Annotated in this window: 17 protein-coding genes; 7 read left to right on the forward strand and 10 right to left on the reverse strand. The window is 38.9% G+C overall.

Annotation, left to right across the window (positions count from 1 at the left end):
• The first annotated feature begins 140 nt into the window (after positions 1 to 140).
• Positions 141 to 593, forward strand: coding sequence for a DUF3598 family protein (locus VB691_RS09605; RefSeq protein WP_323291269.1), 453 nt, complete (start codon positions 141 to 143; stop codon positions 591 to 593).
• Positions 594 to 632: 39 nt separating this feature from the next.
• Positions 633 to 1076 carry a RidA family protein gene (locus VB691_RS09610; RefSeq protein ID WP_323291270.1) on the forward strand — a complete coding sequence of 148 codons (444 nt, stop codon included), beginning with the start codon at positions 633 to 635 and terminating at the stop codon, positions 1074 to 1076.
• Between the two features lie 14 nt (positions 1077 to 1090).
• On the opposite strand, the gene VB691_RS09615 is transcribed toward VB691_RS09610, so the two are convergent.
• The 3 genes from VB691_RS09615 to VB691_RS09625 all read right to left on the reverse strand — a co-directional run bounded on the left by VB691_RS09615 (position 1091) and on the right by VB691_RS09625 (position 4671).
• Positions 1091 to 1906, reverse strand: a complete 816-nt coding sequence (locus VB691_RS09615) for an alpha/beta hydrolase (RefSeq protein WP_323291271.1) — start codon at positions 1904 to 1906, stop codon at positions 1091 to 1093.
• Between the two features lie 6 nt (positions 1907 to 1912).
• The gene (locus VB691_RS09620; protein WP_323291272.1) at positions 1913 to 3388 is read right to left on the reverse strand and encodes a dihydroorotase; all 1476 of its coding nucleotides are present in this window, start codon (positions 3386 to 3388) and stop codon (positions 1913 to 1915) included.
• A gap of 188 nt (positions 3389 to 3576) precedes the next feature.
• On the reverse strand, positions 3577 to 4671 hold the full coding sequence (locus VB691_RS09625; protein WP_323291273.1) for an AbrB family transcriptional regulator: 1095 nt from the start codon (positions 4669 to 4671) through the stop codon (positions 3577 to 3579).
• A 111-nt stretch (positions 4672 to 4782) separates the two neighbouring features.
• On the opposite strand from VB691_RS09625, the gene VB691_RS09630 reads away from it, so the two are divergent.
• Complete coding sequence (locus VB691_RS09630) at positions 4783 to 5580, forward strand: 3-oxoacyl-ACP reductase family protein (RefSeq protein WP_323291274.1); 798 nt, start codon at positions 4783 to 4785, stop codon at positions 5578 to 5580.
• On the opposite strand, the gene VB691_RS09635 is transcribed toward VB691_RS09630, so the two are convergent.
• Positions 5581 to 6384 carry an aspartyl/asparaginyl beta-hydroxylase domain-containing protein gene (locus VB691_RS09635; protein ID WP_323291275.1) on the reverse strand — a complete coding sequence of 268 codons (804 nt, stop codon included), beginning with the start codon at positions 6382 to 6384 and terminating at the stop codon, positions 5581 to 5583. It lies immediately after the preceding gene.
• A 195-nt stretch (positions 6385 to 6579) separates the two neighbouring features.
• Between VB691_RS09635 and VB691_RS09640 the strand changes: the two genes are divergently transcribed.
• Both VB691_RS09640 and VB691_RS09645 read left to right on the forward strand, forming a co-directional pair.
• On the forward strand, positions 6580 to 7593 hold the full coding sequence (locus tag VB691_RS09640; protein WP_323291276.1) for a zinc-binding dehydrogenase: 1014 nt from the start codon (positions 6580 to 6582) through the stop codon (positions 7591 to 7593).
• Between the two features lie 221 nt (positions 7594 to 7814).
• Positions 7815 to 8990, forward strand: coding sequence for an RNA-guided endonuclease TnpB family protein (locus VB691_RS09645; protein WP_323291277.1), 1176 nt, complete (start codon positions 7815 to 7817; stop codon positions 8988 to 8990).
• A 220-nt stretch (positions 8991 to 9210) separates the two neighbouring features.
• On the opposite strand, the gene VB691_RS09650 is transcribed toward VB691_RS09645, so the two are convergent.
• The gene (locus VB691_RS09650) at positions 9211 to 10257 is read right to left on the reverse strand and encodes a nitrilase-related carbon-nitrogen hydrolase (protein ID WP_323291278.1); all 1047 of its coding nucleotides are present in this window, start codon (positions 10255 to 10257) and stop codon (positions 9211 to 9213) included.
• A gap of 54 nt (positions 10258 to 10311) precedes the next feature.
• On the opposite strand from VB691_RS09650, the gene VB691_RS09655 reads away from it, so the two are divergent.
• A complete protein-coding gene (locus VB691_RS09655) occupies positions 10312 to 11340 on the forward strand; it encodes a VOC family protein (protein WP_323291279.1) in 1029 nt (342 codons plus the stop codon).
• Here the strand turns inward: VB691_RS09655 and VB691_RS09660 are convergent.
• On the reverse strand, positions 11337 to 12155 hold the full coding sequence (locus VB691_RS09660) for a DUF1838 domain-containing protein (protein WP_323291280.1): 819 nt from the start codon (positions 12153 to 12155) through the stop codon (positions 11337 to 11339). The two genes, VB691_RS09655 and VB691_RS09660, sit on opposite strands and share 4 nt — an antisense overlap.
• 65 nt (positions 12156 to 12220) lie before the next feature.
• On the opposite strand from VB691_RS09660, the gene VB691_RS09665 reads away from it, so the two are divergent.
• Positions 12221 to 13627, forward strand: a complete 1407-nt coding sequence (locus VB691_RS09665) for an aldehyde dehydrogenase family protein (RefSeq protein WP_323291281.1) — start codon at positions 12221 to 12223, stop codon at positions 13625 to 13627.
• Positions 13628 to 13634: 7 nt separating this feature from the next.
• Here VB691_RS09665 and VB691_RS09670 read toward each other — a convergent pair whose 3' ends face one another.
• The 4 genes from VB691_RS09670 to VB691_RS09685 form a co-directional block, all read right to left on the reverse strand.
• Positions 13635 to 14033: a nuclear transport factor 2 family protein gene (locus tag VB691_RS09670; RefSeq protein ID WP_323291282.1), complete on the reverse strand. Its 399-nt coding sequence runs from the start codon at positions 14031 to 14033 to the stop codon at positions 13635 to 13637.
• Between the two features lie 41 nt (positions 14034 to 14074).
• Positions 14075 to 14890, reverse strand: a complete 816-nt coding sequence (locus VB691_RS09675) for a Uma2 family endonuclease (RefSeq protein ID WP_323291283.1) — start codon at positions 14888 to 14890, stop codon at positions 14075 to 14077.
• Between the two features lie 37 nt (positions 14891 to 14927).
• Positions 14928 to 16046 carry an acyl-CoA dehydrogenase family protein gene (locus VB691_RS09680; RefSeq protein WP_323291284.1) on the reverse strand — a complete coding sequence of 373 codons (1119 nt, stop codon included), beginning with the start codon at positions 16044 to 16046 and terminating at the stop codon, positions 14928 to 14930.
• A gap of 138 nt (positions 16047 to 16184) precedes the next feature.
• Positions 16185 to 16454 (reverse strand): hypothetical protein, encoded by a 270-nt coding sequence (locus VB691_RS09685; protein WP_323291285.1) that lies wholly within the window; start codon positions 16452 to 16454, stop codon positions 16185 to 16187.
• Between the last annotated feature and the right edge of the window lie 5 nt (positions 16455 to 16459).

Here is a 16459-nt window from a genome sequence, read left to right on the forward strand (position 1 = left end):
AACATGGTAAAACAAATTAATTTATTTTAGTTAGTAAAATACACAAAACTTAATATAAAGCCGCCCTAAAACGGCGGGGTTTTAAACCCAATTTTCCGATAATTCTTGCTAAAATACCATAAATACTTAGGAGTGTTATCATGACTTCCATCCGAGAAGAAATGCCCGTTTTAGTCCGTCATGAAGGTGATTGGGGCGGTACATATACATTAGTTGATCTAGAAGGAAAAATCCTCGATCGCCATCAATCTCACTTAAGCTGTGAATTTCCAACAGATGGTTCTTTTCCCTATTACCAAACTAATCGTTATACTTGGTCTGATGGTAGATATGAAGAACATAAATTTCCTGGAACTTATCGAGATAAAATATTATGGTTTGACACAGAACGAATTGATGGCAAAGCTTGGGAAGTGGATGATTCTACAGTTATTTTGTGGTTTTCTTATAAAGGAATAACGGGAGCCTATTTATATGAAATGATTCAAATTAGCCCCTGTAATAATCATCGCGCTCGTACTTGGCATTGGTTTAAAGATAATAAAATTTACCAACGCACTCTAATTCAAGAGGAAAGAATGAGATCAATTTAATTTATCATTACCAATTAGAGAATATAAACAAGATCAACGATGGCTAATAAACGCGAAGTTATTATTCCCAAAGGAATGGAAATATTGTATGAAAAGTACCATTACTCTCCTGGTATTAAGGTAGGTAATACATTGTACATTTCAGGACAGGTGGGACGGGATGAAAATTTACAGGTAGTAGAAGAAACGGAAGCCCAATTTATCCAGACTTTCGAGAATGTCAAAAAGGTACTGGAAGCAGCAGGAGCTACTTTTGATGATGTGGTAGAAATGATTACTTATCATGTGACAGGGGCAAATCTTAGCAAGTCTCATGATTCAGAACAACAACAGTTTACTATTCCACATCTGCCCTTGTTTATCAAAGTAAAAGATCTCTATTTCACTAACAAATTCCCTACTTGGACAGGGGTAGGTGTAACGGCTTTATCTACACCTGGATTAATCGTAGAGATTAAGTGTACAGCAATCTTAGAAAATTAAAGGCCGAACTATTCTTAATTGTTTAAAAAGTCGATTACTACCGTCCCTACTTGTTCAGGTATCTGATTCATCATACAAATAGTTCCTTCTTCAAATTCAACGACTTTGCCGTGAGGAATAGATTGAGAAAGAAAATAGCGATCCTTAACTTTCGCTAAACTCTGTCTTTCAAATTCTTTCATATCATCCATGCCCCAAATAATCAGAGTTGGACAATGGATAGAACGAAATCTTTCAGGTGCATCTAAACAGTAATTACCGACAGCCCAAACTGCGTATAAAGGATGACCAAAACATTTTAAATCATCTAAAACCCAACGGTGATTTAATTCAGCAGACCCTACATATCGAGAACGGGCTAACCATCTTTCCATGAGGTGAGAGCCATCTTCTTTAATTTTAAAACCTTCATCAAATCTTCTCAATAACTCTGCTTGTCCTCCTTCACCGAAACCAGCTACATTACCTAAAATGAGTTTTTCGATGCGATCGCTATAGGCAACTGCTACCTCTCCCGCCACAAAAGCACCTGTATGATTGCCAAAAATACTGGTTTTTTTGATGCCTAACTCATCCAAAAGTGCGATCACAGTTTTAGCATAGTCAGCTATGGTGTACATTCTGGGGGGCTTATCAGAATCACCAAAGCCCATCAAATCCATTGCTATGACCCGTCTATTCTTAACCAAAAGAGGCATCAACTCACGATATTCATCACTACTACGGGGGTTCATGTGCAGCAAAAGCAGAGGATCACCCTCCCCACCAATGCGATAAAGAATCTGTCCATCTTCTGTATCCAAAAAAGCCCGTTTAATCTTTTGTTTCATTTTTATCTATTGTGATCTACGGTTTAAATATTGTCCTTTCGGTGAACCTAAAACCTGTCCATTATTATATATAAGATTTCCACGCAAAAAGGTACTTTTAACCCGTCCAGTTAACTCCATGCCTTCAAAGGGTGTATAACCTTGTTGTGACTCTGATTCTGAGGCACGAACCATAAAGCTTTCATTGGGGTCTAATAATACCAAATCAGCATCATAACCAACAGCAATATCACCCTTAGAGTCTAACCCAAATCTTTGGGCCGGATTCCAGCTTAATAACTCAGCCATCTGATTATAGGACATTCCTCGTTTATTGCCTTCACTAAACACAGCAGAAAGCAAATATTCTGTGCCACCAAAACCCGATTTAGCCAACCAAATATTATTAGGATCTTTCAGACTAGCTTTCTTTTCAGCCGAACAACAGGCATGATCACTAACAATCCAATTTATTTGGCCATTAAGTACAGCTTGCCACAAATATTCAACATCAGCACGGGGACGAATGGGAGGGTTAACTTTGGCCCATTTTCCTGTAGGAGTATCCACATCTAACAAAAGATGTCCCACCGTTACCTCTCGTCGGAAATTAATATGAGGAAAGATGGTTTGCATCATCAAAGCTGCTTCTACTGCTTTGCGAGAACTGAGGTGCAATAGATTAATATTAAGACAATTAGTTTCATAAGCTAAGTAGGAAGCAATACAAATGGCTAAACCTTCAGAATGGGGGGGACGGGCTGCACTATAAGCTTTTAAACCCGTTAAAGTAGTATCTTGTTGAACTATTTTTGTATAGGCGTTGAGGATTTCTGCTACTTCGCAATGAAGACTAAGACTCAGGCGATCGCTTGCTTGGGGATATAATTCTCTTAGCTTAGTTAAACCGCGCATAATGAATTCAAAATGAGCAAAATCATATCTTTCCTCTTTATTAATCATCAAAAAGAGGTTTTGTTGATCCGACATTCCATGTAAACCATAGCCACCATAAAACATAAATATTTTAAATGAACCAATGCCATAATCTTCAAATAGCATTTGCATTTCATCAATATGAGTCGCGCTGATGGGGGCAATATGATAGCCATAATCAACAAAAAAATTCCCTTGAGATAGTGCTAAGACTTCTGGGAAAAAATCTCGGTAAGAACCACCTTTATTAAGATAATATTGCCCTGTGCGGATATAATTTAGGCTAGTAGTTACCCCTCCCATTGCTGCCGCTTTGCTTTCCGTTACAGCATCTTGATCTAAAGGTTGATAGATACCGATGTGCATATGGGCATCCACTATCCCAGGAAATCCTAGCAAATTTTGAGCATCAAAGATCTCTTTTCCTGTTTCTGGGCTAATATTAGGAGCTATTTGGACAAATTTATCATCTTTTATGCCCAAATCAAGTAATTCGACTGTATGCTGATGGGGACGAACTACCCGCACATTTTTAATAATTTTATCTAATATAGGAGCTTCAGACACAGGAAACCTCAAAATGAGAATCAATATCCTATGGTATCTTAATTTTAGATGATCATAATTAATTGGATAAAACCCAGTAGAGACGTTGCCTGCAACGTCTCTGCGTTAATCTATTTTGATAAACGGATTTGGTACGATAAGAGTTTTAGCCTTTTGGTGGGTATTGCCCACCCTACAATTAATTTTGTTTAGGTACTTATGACATTTTTTAGTTTTATTCTCTTAACAATCATAGTTGTTAATCCGGGCCCAATTAAGATAATTAGTAACATTCGAGTCAGTTGAATAGCTAAGACTAAACCCGCATCACCTCCTAATTCATTAACCGTTGCAATCATTGCTTCTAAACCCCCTGGAGTAAAACTTAATAGAGAGGTAATTAAATCTACCCCAGTTAAATTATGAAACTCATAGCCTACTATAAAGCAACCTATAATTAAACCGATAACCAATACTATCTCAATTAAAATAGCTTTCCACAATTTACGGGCATTTTCCCAATCAAACTGAACCCCAATAAAAATTCCGACTAACAACAGTCCAATCGAAAATAACCATGAGGGAACTTGTAATTGATATGGCATTGCCCACAATGTAGTTAACCCAACAAGAAAGCTACCTAAAAAAGCAGAGGAAGGCAAACGCAATAAATTACCACCCCAAATCCCTAAAAAACAGACCCCTGCTATTAACAATAAATTCCAGAAAATGGGTAGACTTGTTTTAGCTGATATTAACAACAAGGATGTGGTTTGAGTCTGATCAATAGAGGGAAACATGAAAATAGTAACAGTGGGGATAATAAAGACAACTAATAACAGTCGTAAATACTGGAGGATAGCAACTGTAATGGGATCAGCACCCAATTCTTCACTCATAGCAACAATAGCAGAAGCAGTACCTGGAATAGATGCGAGAAAACCTGTAGGACGACTAATATCAGTCCAGAGAGATAATAGATAGCCTTTAAACATACTTAATGCCGCAGTTATTAGAATACAACCCGCTAGAGGAATAGCATAAATAGTAACAATATTGATGGTTTCTGGAGAAAAGCGAAAGGCTGTGGAAATACCAATAATTGCTTTGCCAATCATCATAATTCCTGGCGGTAATGATTGGGGTTTCCCTTGTACAATGGAATAGATAATTCCAGCAATCATCGGGCCGAGTAACCAACCCACAGGAAAGTTCATCCAGTCAAATAAAAAGCCGACTAAAATCCCTAAACTTATTGGGGCGATGATTGTGGTAATCTGTGATAATTTTGAGGAGTTTAACACGCTTAAGAATCTACTAACCTAAAGAAAATAACTTGGATCTATTCCCGTAGCTTGAGAATTGCTAATAGTATTATTGTACAATTATGCAAGTCTTAGAAATCAGATTCAATAATGAAAGATCGAAATCAAGCATTGCAAGGTCGCACAGCAATCATTACGGGTTCAGGTCAAAATATTGGGAGAGCGATCGCTTTATTATTTGCCTCATCGGGTGCTAATGTGGTGATTAATGGTCATAGTAATCAGGACGCGATTGAAAAAGTGGCTCAGGAAGCACGGGATTTAGGGGGTCAAGCCATAGCAGTCATGGCCGATGTGAGTAATCCTGATGCAGTACAAAAGATGGTTGATCTTGCTATCGAAAAGTTTGGTGCGGTTGATATTGCTGTCTCGAATGTCTCCCTGAGAAAAAGACAAGACTTTACCGATATCTCCCTTGAAGATTGGCATCGAGTGATTAACACCAATCTCAATTCTGCATTCTACCTCGCTAAATCTACTATTCCTGGGATGAAAGTTAGAGGATGGGGACGAATTATTCATATTTCTGGTTATGACGGCTCTATCGGGGCATCCCATCGCGCTCATAACGTGACTTGTAAAGGGGGGCTAGATGCTTTGGCCAAAGCGTTAGCCACTGAATTAGGCCCCTACGGAATTACTGCCAACACCGTCAGTCCGGGGACTATTGATACGAACCGTATTGCTCAGGATTATCCCAATTTAGACGCTAAATACGAAATTATGAAAAAAATAATCCCTGTCCGTCGTCTTGGTTCTTCCCAAGACATCGCAGAAACTTGTCTGTATCTTGCCTCAGATGTTAGCGGTTTTGTCAATGGTCAAGTCATTAATGTTAATGGAGGTGCTTTGATGATTACCTCTCATTTAGATCCAATTCTTCAGTAATTAAAGAGGTGTAGTTAGGGTTTTGTCCCATTCTAATTGATGTGCTAAACCGTACTTAATGAAATCTTCTTCTTGAGCGCGATCGCTTTGACCAAAAATCCCCAAACTGTAGGGATTATCTCTCATTCTTTCTGTTACTAAATTCTGCTCAAATTCCTCAACTTCTTCCCTCGGTTTATTGGTTTTAAAGAAATCAATCACTAACACTACCCTATCCTTATCGGTGTAATTATGGGGAGAATGGGGATAACTATGATCTAAAACCATAAATTCACCTTCATACCAATAATATTTATCATGGCATATTTTCATAGCTACATCTCCTTGCGGCACAATTAATCCTAGATAACCTCGATTGATGTGAGGGTTATAATTAACATGAAGTTTAATGTCTAAACCTGGATGAAAAATACCAAAATAAACATTTCTCAATATGTGATCATAACTCAAATTAACTTGTTTAATCAGTTCAGTTAAATTAGAAAAATATTTTTCTTGTAATGCCCATACTTTTTCCGTTACAGATGAACCATAATCAGGATATAGTATGTGATGTTTTTGGATATATTCTTCAAGAAATAACCCTTGAAATAAGATACCAAAAGCAGTATATTTAGCCTTGTCTTTAGTTTTAATAGTTTTACTTTTGGGACTCATTACCTCATTAGTAAATTTTAACTCTTCATCAGATGCCTCATTCATGAAATTAGTAAATTCGTCTCGAATTACCTGCCAATTTTCTTGAAAGCTCTTGAGGAAAGTAAACTGTTTTGGATCTAAAAAGTATTCATTGTAACTTTTCATGATTTCTCCTGAAGATGAACAGCCCTATCATTCTAACTCTCTTCTCTCAAAGTAGGTAAAGACTATGTAATTAATTTGAGTTAGGCACTTACTGCTCTTGCTTATGGTATTTCTCGAAATAATAAGCTACAATCTAATTTATTCCCTATTCCCTAAAACTGGAAATCTTTATAATTTTTGAGGTGAATTTAAACATTGGAAAAATACCAAAAAACCTACAGAAAATTAATAGCAAAACAATTTAACCAAGATTTTAAATCTGCTATTGAAATTGTTGAACTTCCCCTGCGACAACCCGCCCCTAATCAAATTTTAATTAAAAATAAATTTGCCGGAATTAACAGTGGTTTTGATACCTTACTTTGTCAAGGTAAAGTTCCTTATGTTAATTTAACTCCCCCTTTTGATTTAGGTGTAGAAGCTGTTGGTGAAGTTGTAGGGGTGGGCCATGAAATCTCAGATTTTCACATTGGTGATGCAGTCGTCACCACCATAAGAGGAGGTGGTTATCGAGAATATCAAACTATTAATGGCAACCTTGCTATTAAAGTTCGTCAGGCAACCCCAGAAGTATTAACCCTAATGCCGACAGGAATATCCGCTTTAGTAGCATTAGAAAAGGTGGGAGAAATGACAACAAATGAAGTGGTTTTAGTGACGGCCGCGGCTGGAGGAACTGGTCATATTGCGGTACAGTTAGCTAAATTAGCAGGTAATCATGTCATTGGGACTTGTGGCTCTCAACAAAAAGCAGAATTGCTGAAAAAATTAGGCTGCGATCGCATTATTAACTATCGTACCGAAAACCTCGATCAAATCCTCAAAACTGAATATCCCAAAGGCATTAACTTAGTATTTGATTGTGTTGGTAAACAAATTTTTGATACTTGTGTCGCCAACTTAGCAATAGGAGGGCGTTTAGTCGTGGTTGGTTTTATTGCTGAATATGGCAAAATTAGAGAAGAAGTTACACAACCTCGGCTCTATCATCAACTATTTTGGAAAGCTGCTTCTGTGCGCGGTTTTCTGATGCCTCTCTATCAAGAATATGCTGCCGAAGCACGCGATCGCTTACTAAACCTTTTTTATTCTGGCCAACTCAAAGTTGCAGTCGATCCCACTCAGTTTAACGGCATAGAATCCATTCCTAACGCGGTTAAATACCTGTTAGATGGGCAAAATTGTGGCAAAGTTGTTGTTAGGTTTTAGCTCAAGCAGTGGCAAATACTTTTCCAATCACTTCTACCGATGGGTCTACTTCTAACCAAACTCTAGCACCACAGTTTTTGGGCTTTCCGGGAGAATAAATAATTTTGCAATTTCCCAGAATATCCACCTCATCGAAAATTTGGGTAGAAACCCCGTCTCTTTAGGACGGCTTTATATTTTGATGGTAGCGCAATTACAAAAAAAGTGCTACCATGTGAAACATGACAGAACGTGCCTATCGATTTCGCTTTTACCCAACCACCGAGCAAGAAAACCTCTTGCGACGGACCATGGGGTGTGTTCGATTAGTCTACAACAAGGCTTTGGCGGCACGTACCGCAGGTTGGTATGAAAGGCAAGAACGAATAGGCTATCCTGAAACTTCAAGCTCGTTAACCGAGTGGAAAAAGCAAGAAGACTTAGATTTCCTTAACGAAGTTAGCTGTGTACCATTACAGCAAACATTGAGACATCTTAACACCGCATTCACTAATTTTTGGGCCAAACGAGCTAAATATCCTAACTTCAAGAAAAAGCGTAATGGGGGAAATGCTGAGTTTACTCGTTCTGCTTTTAAATGGAGGGATGGACAGCTTTGGTTAGCCAAGTGTAAAGAGCCACTTAATATTGTTTGGAGTCGTTACATCCCTAATGATTGTAAACCCTCAAGAGTAACAGTTAAGCTTGACCCATCAGGTCGTTGGTTTGTCTCAATATTGGTTAATGACCCAACGGTTCAACCATTACCCAAAACAGGTAAAAAAGTTGGAATTGATGCTGGTATAACCAGTTTAATTACCACTAGCGATGGGGAAAAGGTAACAAACCCCAGGCATTTTAACCGTCTTTACAAGAAATTGAGGAAAGTGCAAAAGGCTTTGAGTCGGAAAACCAAAGGCTCAAATAACCGAGATAAAGCACGTCTTCAAGTAGCTAAAATTCACGCTCAAATCAAAGATTCTCGTACCGATTTTCTGCATAAACTAACGACTAAACTTGTCCGAGAAAATGACTTAATTGCTATTGAGGATTTAGCCATTAGGAATATGGTTAAAAACCGTAAATTAGCGCGGTCAATTAGTGACGCTAGTTGGGGAGAATTTAATCGACAATTAGAGTATAAATGTCAATGGTACGGGAAGGAATTAATTAAGATTGACCGATTTTTCCCTAGTAGTAAACGCTGTGGAAATTGTGGTAACACAATAGATAAATTGCCGTTAAAGATTCGTGAATGGGAATGTCCCAAGTGTGGGATGAACCATGACCGTGACATTAACGCAAGTAAAAATATTTTGGCCGCAGGGCTTGCGGTGTCAGTCTGTGGAGCGACCATAAGACCCGAACAGAGAAAATCTGTGAAGGCAGGTGCTAAGAAGCAGAAACCGTTCGGCTGAGCTCACGGCCGAAGCCTAAATCGTGAGGTTTGGGAATCACCGCCCTTTTAGGGCGCGTGAGGATGTCAAGACACTGTGTAGTGCGACTGCCACGATGAATACTGATAGCTGGTTCTAGATTTTTCTTGTTGACATTACGTTGAATAATCTTTTGATAGTTTTATTTCTGATTTGATTCTAAGTTGAAAATCTTTTGCTCAGAGAATTGAGGGATTTTTTCTCAAATGATTCCCAAAGCAGCTAAACGTTCGATCACAGATTGCTGTGTGTGTAAGAAGTGTTGACGGTCTACTTCTTGCTCTAGCATAGTATTGGCCGGATAAAAATGCGACTTACTGTAACTTTCTGTATAGAGTTCTAATCTTTGGCGCGATAGTAAATTATTTAACCCTGGCCGGCGACGGTAACGACGTAACGCAGTTAAATCAATTTCTGCAAAGGCTGCCATGCTTTCCCCTGTAGCTGTTTCAGCCAAAACAATGCCCCGATAATCAAGAATTTTCGAGCCACCATCAACAGAAGCAGAGGGAATAGGAGTATTGATGATCCCTGCTGTATTAGCTGAAACTAAGTAAGCCATATTTTCTACCGCACGGCTAATCTTAGCCGCCTCTTTCGGCGATCGCTCTTTACCATAAACTTCTGAGGTAGAGTGCAAAAAAATCTCCGCACCCCGCAGAGCAAGAGATCTAGCTATTTCTGGATATAAAATCTCCTCCGAGGCGATCGCAGCTAAATTACCAATTTCTGTTTTAGCAACGGGAAAAACCCCCTCTAACCCGTAACAGTCCAAATAACGATCCCAGACATCATGAGGTGTGGGAGCAAACATAGAATTTAACCTTCTATAGCGCAACACAATTGACCCATTGGGGGCGATCACAAAGCAAGTTTGGAAGTATAAACCCGGAAAGTTAGGATCAAGTTCATAGGCATTACCCGCCAAAAAGATGTTATGTTTTTGAGCAATTTTACCAAGTGCTTCATACTCAGCACCCGCCATGTCTAAGGCAGCTTTTTCTGCCCAAAAAGCTAGAGATTCTCCCAAAGGAAAACCTGTCAGGAAATATTCTGGCAGCACGATTAAACGACAATCAGAGCCAATAAAAGCAATACTAGCCGCAATTTGTGATGCCAAGCGATTGATGGACTTTTGCATTAAAGAAGCTGCTTCAGAGCGATCGCTTGCCTGATTAACAGCAGAACAAGTTACCTGAAGTGCTAAGGCTCGAAAAGAGTCGATTTGATTCGTTTCTCTAACATTCACAGGGGTAATCAAGTATAGTTACAATGAATTCGATTATGCCATGATCTAACTAAAATGACTCAACAACCATCAACTTCTATTAAAGGCATCTACGAGGTCTGTATTGGAGTCACAGAACCAATCCCTGCTATTCAATATTGGGAACAATTTGGCTATCGTATTGGCCAAATGGGTGAATTGTCAGCAACAGCGGCCCAACAATTATACGGGGTAAATTCTGCTTTAAGTTCGATTCGCCTCTATCACCAAAATGCCGATCATGGTTTGATCAGGTTAATGGTTTGGCAAAATCCTAATAATCAGGGTTTGGGGATGGGGTCGATGAAAGTTAAAGGCAATCGTTGGGCCACAAGCTTAACTGGGGATTGCTTGAATGTCTTAAATCAGGTTGAGGAAGCGGCCAAAGCCGGTTTACCGATTAAGTATACTAATCCTCATTGGGAAATTATCTATAACAAAGAGAGGAAAAGCCGTCCTTTTATTGATCCTGCCATTGGGGTACGAGAAATGTTGCTATTACAACCCTTAACGAGACAAGTTCTCTTTCAACGGTTTGGCTATACTATGCCCCATTATGGACAAATTAACGAAAATGCCCCTTTTAAAACCAGCCAATTTACCCACATGGGTCTGGTAATTCAGGATGATAGCAAAGAAACCCTGAAATTTTATGAAGAAGTTTTAGGTTTGCTGCGGGTACGGGATGATGTGGAAACTAGCTATGAATCATCCTTAGCGGGTCGAGAGATTTTTTATTTGCAACCAGGTGAAAAGTTTTTTGTCACTGCCTTTGATGACCCACGATCTTCAACAACAGACCTATCGGCCGCCCGTTCTGGCAGACTCTACATCATCAGATTTCCCGATTCTCTACAGTTAGAGTCGCAGTTTGAGCAGGCCAAACCAGGTTGTTTGGGTATCTGTTTATATACCTACCGTGTCACTGGGTTAGAAGTTTACAGCGATCGCCTGATCACAAATCAAGCTCCAAAGATAACAGAGATCGTTAGTAATGAGTTTGGGGAGAAAAGTTTGTCATTTGTTGCACCAGATGGTTATGTTTGGACATTGTTAGAAGGTTAAGTGACATCTTCTGGTTGTGGTAGGGGAAAAGTTTCACCAGCTAAATAAGCATCAAAGTTCTGTTGAAAATACAACCAGGAGGTCATATCTTCCACATCTAAGCAAGATGGTGGGGCATTTTTATATAAAGGTACGCGATTATTAATTTCATCCTTTAACAGTGATGGTAATTCTGTAAAATCATTGACTTTGCCGCCATAAGCACTATAAATCAATTGACCTGGGCGATCGCCCATTTTCATCCAAGGAACCCAGGGCCCGATCCGATCCCAACAAAGCTGTAGTTTAGAAACGGAAAGAATTTCAGGATTTAATAGTTCTTTCGTGGGAACAGTTAGTTTAAATAACTCCCCTGACTGATAAATCGGATTTGGGCTGTAATCAGCAAATTTTGGCTCTGTGGCCAGAGGATTAGGATAAGTAGAAAATATATCAAATACGAAGGTTGTACTGTCTCCGTTTACCTGAGCGGGAAATTTACCCTTAAAACAACCCTGTACTGGATTATTAGCCACGTGCATGACGGTGAGAGACTCTCCAGTCCAAGGATTTTCCCATTGTCGTAAAATTTCCCCTGTTTCGGGGTGAAGATAGTAAGTTAACTCTCTAGAGGTAAAATCCCAACTACCATCTTCTGTCGGAATACATCTGCTGACACTCACTCCCATCATCTTAAAGAGGCGATTTCTCTTACCACCTGGAACCCAAGCATAAATTGCTCCCGTCCAAACCACAAAGCTTGACTGGTTTTGATCCAGAGATGAGCGCGTCTTTACCCAGTGTTGAGCATCAAAGTTTTGGCTTTCAGCAACCATCTACAGATTCCTCAGTAATAAACAAAAGTTGGTTAAACTCATCGATAAGATTTTAACAATAAACCATGACTAACCCCATAGAAGTCCGCAACCCCCGAACGGGAAAACTTGACTATACAATTGTGCCACCCTCCAGCAATTGGCTTGAACAGCAATGTCTCCGCTTGCGTCAAGGGCAAAAACACTGGCTAAAAATGGGTGTAAAAGGTCGCATTGCAGCCTTACAGCAGTGGAAACAAGCTATATTATCTGAACGCGATCGCCTGACGGAAGCTTTGGTCAATGATACGGGAAGATTGTCAATTTCGGTCATGGAAATTGATTCATTTCTCTCTAGTATTGATCGCTGGTGTCAGTTAGTCCCAGAGTTGTTGTCAGAATCGACAAAATCCACCACAATTCCCTTTATCCAACTACAACAAACCTCATCTCCTTATGCCCTGGTGGGGGTGATTAGTCCTTGGAATTTTCCCCTATTACTGTCTACAATTGATGCTATTCCTGCATTATTGGCCGGTTGTGCTGTAATTATCAAACCTAGTGAGATTGCTTCGCGCTTTGTTGCACCCTTGCTAACAGCAATTAATGCTGTTCCTGATTTACGGGACGTATTAACCTTTGTTGAGGGAGGAGGGGCAACGGGGGCTAATTTAATCGAATATGTAGACCTGGTGTGCTTTACAGGTAGTGTATTAACAGGGCGAAAAGTCGCCGAAGCAGCAGCTAAACGCTTTATTCCTGCTTTCTTGGAGTTAGGAGGGAAAGATCCGGCGATCGTTCTGCCATCGGCTAATTTAGACTTAGCTACATCAGCTATTTTGTGGGGTTCAATTGTCAATACAGGGCAGTCATGTCTTTCTCTGGAACGTATTTACGTTGCTGAATCTATTTTTGAACCATTTGTGAACAAATTAGTCGCCAAAGCTAAATCTTTACAATTAGCTTACCCCACCGTTGAAAGTGGTGAAATCGGTCCAATAATCGCCGAGAGACAAGCAGCAATTATTAGGGAACATCTACTAGACGCAATAGAGAAAGGGGCGATTGTCCTTTGTGGCGGAACAGTAGAAAATAAAGATGGGGGATGGTGGTGTCATCCCACAGTGTTGACTCAAGTAAACCACTCGATGATAGTGATGACTGAGGAGACATTTGGCCCTATTATGCCCGTCATGGCTTTTTCAACAGTAGAAGAAGGGATTAACTTGGCAAACGACACAATTTATGGACTAAGTGCAGCAGTTTTTGCAGAAGAAAAAGAAGCCTTAGCCGTTGCTCAGCAGATAAATGCTGGTGCTATTTCTGTTAATGATGCGGGGCTAACTGCTCTAATTCATGAGGGAGAAAAAAATTCTTTTAAATATTCTGGTTTGGGTGGTTCCCGTATGGGAGAGGCTGCCTTAAGACGGTTTCTACGGAAAAAAGCTTTCTTGGTGAAAACTAATTCTGCCCCTGATCCTTGGTGGTTTTAAAGTACCATTAATTAGATTTACCATCACTACCGAAATATTCTCTATAAGCACAAATCTTGTCATCAGAAACATCAAAGGCGACAGCAACACGATTTTTATAGGGCTGTCCCCGCATTGGCCCCTCATCTCGAAACTCAAAGATGACAGTTTTTTCGTTGCTGGTAATCGAGTCTAAAGTGACAGTTAGTCCTTCATTAAAAGCCTTAGAAACATAGTCAAAGAATTCTTTTGCTCGCTCTTTACCTACATTTAAACCATGAAATTCTCCCACAGGAAACCAGAAAGTAAAATCATCCGTTAACATCTCTAAAAAAGGTTCCCATTCTCCTGTTTTTAAACCATGGGTAAATTTTTTAAAGGCTTTTTGTCCGACTTCTAATGTATTTTGTTGAGAGGTTTGAATCATATTTGTTGAACAATTTTCAGAGAGGTTATATTTTTGGGGATTTAGATGCGATCGCTATTCTCATTGTCTTCTAAATCAACACCAAGATCAAGTAATCTTTGTGCTAATCTGTCAGCCCTTTGTCTTTCTTTTTCAGCCCTCAGTTTTTCTTTTTCAGCCCTTTGTCTTTCTTTTTCAGCCCTCAGTTTTTCTTTTTCAGTCCTTTCTTCGGGGGTAGAAATCCAATTTCCATCTCCATCATACCAGCGTAACCATAGCCTTTCAATCCCCTCATAACGACCTTGCCAAAGCCCTAAACCTAAGCCAATATCTTCCATCCAGATTCGAGGTTCAATTAATTCTAATTCTTGGTATCGACTTCCGGTTAACTGAAAAGCTTTTAAATTATCAGTGTAACGATCAAAAACAATATAATAAGGAACTCTTAAAATATGCTCATAAACTTCCCATTTTGTCGGGGGTTGCTCTGCTTTTCGTAAGGTTTGTCCTAAGTCTTCTTTTTCCGTTCCTGGTGATAGTAATTCTACCACAACAAAGGGGTTAACACCTTCTTGCCAAACCACATAACTTAACCTCATATCCTGTTGCTCATAAAGGCGATCAACCCCTACCACAGCAAACCAATCAGGACGTTTATACCAACCTGTATGACGCACATCATAATAAAGGTTCATATCGGTGGCAATAAACACTTCATCAGGAGAATAATTAGCAGGATGAAATGTTTTTCTTAGTAGGTGGGGTTGGAAATCATGAAATTCGTCAGGCAAACCAGGTTCCTCCGGATTCTCACTAGGGAGATCATACATGGTTGGAAGGACTTTTGTGGGATAATTTAGGGCATCAGTTTGATACATAGTAATAACAATAACTCAAAACTATGATTACAGTATCTTAATTGTACATCAGTTGTTCTAAAGTTGCTTTCATTATATCATTTGTTTGACCAAAAACTGTAAATACTAAGGCTTCTCGATAAACTCTTTGAGCAGGATGATCATAATAATTTGCAGCCCCACTCGATACAGTTACTGCCGCTTTCGTACATCTTTGAGCAAGATTAATTGCCCATACTCTTAATTGTAAATCATCCTCAAAAGAACGGGAATCAATTTTTATGGCTGCTTTTATTTTTTCCTGACAATAATTGAATTCTTCATTGAGATGATTAAACCCTTCTTCAATAAAATCTAATTGCTTTATTTTAGCTATCTTTTCTACAATATCAAGACCGGCTTTAGCACATCCTAATACTAAAAAACTAGGATAAAGAACAATTTTTTTGTCATTTTCATGTATTGCCCTTACTTCGGTAATAGAAACAATATTTTCTGAAGGTAAAAACCAATTGTCAAAAGTAGCACTTACTGTATTTGTTGATTGCATTGCGCCTAACTTCATGGGGTCACTCAAATTGATTTTACCTCCCCTATTCTGACAAGATTTAGTGAAGGGTACTATCGCTCTAAGTTCTTGACCATCATTAAGAGTTGCTCCTAACAAAAAAACATCAAAAAAATTAAATCCAGTGAGCCAAGGCACAGTTCCATTGATTTCATATCCCCCATTTATAGGGGTTGCTATAATCATTGGTTTTCCCTTGCGTCGTAGCTGAGAAAACCCTAAACCACAAACTAATTTATTTTGGACAATTTGAGGTAAATACTGTTTTTTTAATGGCTCATTTTGACTGGAAACAATAGCACTAACGGCCCCTTGATGTTGAACTTGTAAAAAAGCTAATGCACCAGAATAACGAGAAATTAATTGCTGAAAAAGATAAAAAGTTTCAGTCTCTAATTCTAATCCTCCCCAATACTTAGGAATTCTTACCGATAGTAATGAGTGATCAATTAATCCTTGTAATGCAGTTTTTAAAGCATCAGGAGATTGATCAATATCTGAGGCAATAGGTTCAACAACTTCTTTTAAATATGATTCTATTTTTTCTAAAAAATTATCTGAATTTTCAAGATTACTAAAATTATTAATGTTTTGGTTAAGTACAGACATAAGCTCAGATTTAAAGTTGAATCAATGCTAAAACCATATCATTTTTTTTGTATTTTTTAGTATCAATTCTTACTTTTTTAGACAGGCCCATATTTTTGACTTAAATTATCCAAGGGACAGGGTAAAATATTGATTATTTTAAAGCTTCATGTCTTCGCCACGTTTTCCGACTAATTGAATACCAATAGGTAAACCTTTTAATGATAGAGTTAAGGGTAGTCGAAAGGGGATAATCCTGCCGCGATCGCAGTCACCCCTCCCCCTATTACTATCCCCTGGGGTATAATCTAAATTCAAAGGATTATATTGAGAAATATGGTGGATATAAGCTGTGGCCACTTCTTCAGCATAAATCTGGCATTCATGGATTATTTTTGCTAAAGTATGGGCAGGTAAAAAATAAAACAATTAGG

Origin of the sequence: Crocosphaera sp. XPORK-15E, assembly GCF_034931425.1 — a bacterium.
Classification (GTDB): domain Bacteria; phylum Cyanobacteriota; class Cyanobacteriia; order Cyanobacteriales; family Microcystaceae; genus UHCC-0190.

Excerpts from the sequence above, each read along its gene's own strand:
- VB691_RS09615 (WP_323291271.1), bottom strand. The coding sequence starts at position 1,906 with ATGAAACAAAAGATTAAACGGGCTTTTTTGGATACAGAAGATGGACAG.
- VB691_RS09635 (WP_323291275.1), bottom strand. The coding sequence starts at position 6,384 with ATGAAAAGTTACAATGAATACTTTTTAGATCCAAAACAGTTTACTTTC.
- VB691_RS09665 (WP_323291281.1), top strand. The coding sequence starts at position 12,221 with ATGACTAACCCCATAGAAGTCCGCAACCCCCGAACGGGAAAACTTGAC.
- VB691_RS09655 (WP_323291279.1), top strand. The coding sequence starts at position 10,312 with ATGACTCAACAACCATCAACTTCTATTAAAGGCATCTACGAGGTCTGT.
- VB691_RS09675 (WP_323291283.1), bottom strand. The coding sequence starts at position 14,890 with ATGTATCAAACTGATGCCCTAAATTATCCCACAAAAGTCCTTCCAACC.
- VB691_RS09630 (WP_323291274.1), top strand. The coding sequence starts at position 4,783 with ATGAAAGATCGAAATCAAGCATTGCAAGGTCGCACAGCAATCATTACG.
- VB691_RS09660 (WP_323291280.1), bottom strand. The coding sequence starts at position 12,155 with ATGGTTGCTGAAAGCCAAAACTTTGATGCTCAACACTGGGTAAAGACG.
- VB691_RS09610 (WP_323291270.1), top strand. The coding sequence starts at position 633 with ATGGCTAATAAACGCGAAGTTATTATTCCCAAAGGAATGGAAATATTG.
- VB691_RS09605 (WP_323291269.1), top strand. The coding sequence starts at position 141 with ATGACTTCCATCCGAGAAGAAATGCCCGTTTTAGTCCGTCATGAAGGT.
- VB691_RS09670 (WP_323291282.1), bottom strand. The coding sequence starts at position 14,033 with ATGATTCAAACCTCTCAACAAAATACATTAGAAGTCGGACAAAAAGCC.
- VB691_RS09645 (WP_323291277.1), top strand. The coding sequence starts at position 7,815 with ATGACAGAACGTGCCTATCGATTTCGCTTTTACCCAACCACCGAGCAA.
- VB691_RS09680 (WP_323291284.1), bottom strand. The coding sequence starts at position 16,046 with ATGTCTGTACTTAACCAAAACATTAATAATTTTAGTAATCTTGAAAAT.